Source organism: Rothia sp. HMSC061D12 (assembly GCF_001836735.1).
In the GTDB taxonomy this organism is placed as follows: Bacteria; Actinomycetota; Actinomycetes; order Actinomycetales; family Micrococcaceae; genus Rothia.
Window position 1 is genome coordinate 1 of record NZ_KV830304.1, and the last position, 2,664, is coordinate 2,664.

A 2,664-nucleotide genomic window follows, 5' to 3' on the forward strand; every position below is an offset into this window, starting at 1 on the left:
GTTTGCGTTCACTGTATGGTTTTTGGATAATAACCCTGGGCTTCCTTCGGGAAGTTGAGGCTTTTTATTCGGAAATTTTGAATAACGAAGTTATTCGCTAGATTTTCCGTGGTTATAGCAAGAGGGAAACGCCTGGTTCCATTCCGAACCCAGAAGCTAAGACTCTTCGCGCCGATGGTACTGCACTTTTGTGGGTGTGGGAGAGTAGGTCGCCGCGGGTTTTTTATTCAAGAGGGGAAGACCTTATAGGTCTTCCCCTCTTTTTGTGTACCCAAAAACTCTTAGAATGAAAACTCCTGGACGAAAGAAACCTAACTCATCAGAGATGCAGAGGTTTAGAGACTCAGCTGAGAAGCAGAGGAACAGGGGACGCAACCTAGACAGCCTGCCAGCCTTGATGCAGGGGCGACGAGATGGGGAGTTCACAGATCCGCCTGAATGACGAAATAGAGGGTGGGGTTGAGAAACTCTTGATACCTTAACAGCAAGAGCAGTCCACATCTCTACTCAACGAGTAGAGAGCAAGCAAAGGAGCATCATCATGGCTGATGAGAAGAGCATCTACGAACGCTGGAGCGAAGAGCGCCTCGACCCGCCCTTCCCCAAAGAATGGGGACTGGACGAAGAAGACGAAGCCGAACTGCTCTGGCCCATCTGGCCCCTGCTGTTCATGGGTGAATCTGATACCGAACAGTACGTAGAAACCATCACCGATTATGTGATGGACGTACTCGGGCTGGAATACGACGGCGAAAACGAAGACAGCAAGCTCTGGGAAAAGCGCGTAGAGGACTACGTAGAAGAGCTCATCAAGCGTCGTCGTGCCTTTGCTGCTGAGCTGGGCATTACCCCCGAAATGCAGAAGAACTCCAACCTCAACCGTGCCTTCGCAGCGCTGGAAGAAGAAGGAGTCATTGCACGACAGAACTTCACCTGCTGCGGTACCTGCGCATCCGCAGAAATCTGGGACGAAATGGATGATAGCCGTGAATGGAAGGGATACATCTACTTCCATGAGCAGGACACTGAAAGCCTCGCTGAGAGCGGCGGAACCTACATCGGTTTCGGTTCCTTCCTCGCTTACCCCAGGGACGAAGAAAAATGGAATACCCTGAGCGATGCGCAGAAGGAAGAGATTAGGGCCCTTCACGAGAAGCTCTCCGCACAGTTGCTGCGAGAGACGGTTATTCCCATGCTGGAGAAGCACGGTCTGAGCGTGAAGTGGAATGGTAACTACAACACCCGCCCCTTCATTGGGGGAGTGGAAGTCTACAACATCCCCTAGCGGTAATGAGCTGAACCGGATGGGTGCCTCGGCGCTATACTTGTGCGCTACTTGTGGCAGGGGAGGAACCTCCCAGAGCTACGAAAGTTTACGAGGAAAATAAGCTGAGAGCGTGAGAATAGACATCACAGTATCTCAGTCAGAGTATTAACTAGCCGATAAGGCACCCATTCGGTAGGCTAGACGGGTAGCGCGGTACATCCACACTAGAGAAAAGACAGAACCTATCCACATGATAGGAACTGCTCGACATACCTTTCAGCTGCTATACGTAGCAGGAAGCTGAGCTTTAGAACGCCCGGCAGAGATCAGAAGGCGCCGAGCTCAGACGAGCACTGGCACTCTGAACCTCTGCCCTGATGGGTGCGTACTCCATAAGGAGTAGGCTAGAAGAAGTGGACGAACCGCCACCCATATTCCCAACCAAAGGAGCAGGCATGTCGACCGACGCCCGCGAAAAAGCCCGCCAGATTGCGGCCCAGCAGGCCAAGAAGAGTCCCAGCCAGGCAAGCCGCCGCTGGCTCCAGCTCGGCGTACTCGCCGTGGTCCTCGTCATCGTAGGTATCATCGGTTTCGTCGTAATCAACGGCAACAAGAACACCAAGGTAGCAGAAAGCGGCCCCGTGCCCGCCAGCGCCAACGAATACGGTGGCATTGTGCTGACCAAGGACGGAATCGTCAAAAACTCCTCCACCCAGGAGACCCGCGACTTCAAGCAGCTCGCAACCTCGACCTCCTCCGTGACCCCCATGGTCAACGGAACCGCAGCAGCAGTCAACACCCTGCCCCCGGGCGTGCAGACCGCTGAAGAGGCATCCAAGAACGGCCAGCCCGTTCGCGTGACCATCTTCCAGGACTACAACTGCGTGCACTGTGCAGAGTTCGAGAAGAAGTACGGCGAAGAAATCCAGAAGCTCGTCGAAGACGGCACCATCACCCTGGAAATCCGCAACTTGACCTTCCTGGACCGTACCTCGCCCACCGCATACTCCGCACGTAACGCGGCAGCGGCATACTCCGTGGCAAACCAGGTCAGCACCCACGACTTCCTGAACTACCAGCGTGAGATCTTCACCCACCAGGGCAGCGGCGACATGAACAACCAGCAGATTGCCGACATTGCTTCGAAGTACCACGCCTCCATCGGCTCCGATATGAACGACGGCAAGTGGCGCCCCTTCGTGGACGTGGTCAACGCTGAATCCGCAAAGAACGGCATTCAGGGTACCCCCACCGTCTTCGTTGATGGCGACCAGTACACCAGCAACGACTTCAGCACCTTCCTGAAGGAAAAGATCGAAGCTAAGAAGAAGTAACCTCTTCGATAGAAAAACCCGGTAACCTCCGCGCTGAACTGCGCCCCGAAACTTGGACGCTAT

General features: G+C 54.4%; 2 protein-coding genes and 1 rRNA gene. All 3 read left to right on the forward strand.

The features are described from left to right. The first annotated feature begins 104 nt into the window (after nucleotides 1-104). The 3 genes from rrf (at nucleotide 105) to HMPREF2682_RS00045 (ending at nucleotide 2,601) form a co-directional block, all read left to right on the forward strand. Nucleotides 105-221, forward strand: a 5S ribosomal RNA gene (rrf, locus tag HMPREF2682_RS00035). A gap of 320 nt (nucleotides 222-541) precedes the next feature. Next, a complete protein-coding gene (locus tag HMPREF2682_RS00040) occupies nucleotides 542-1,285 on the forward strand; it encodes a DUF6891 domain-containing protein (RefSeq protein WP_049352236.1) in 744 nt (247 codons plus the stop codon). Nucleotides 1,286-1,722: 437 nt separating this feature from the next. Next, nucleotides 1,723-2,601, forward strand: a complete 879-nt coding sequence (locus HMPREF2682_RS00045; protein WP_049346887.1) for a DsbA family protein — start codon at nucleotides 1,723-1,725, stop codon at nucleotides 2,599-2,601. Nucleotides 2,602-2,664: the final 63 nt, after the last annotated feature.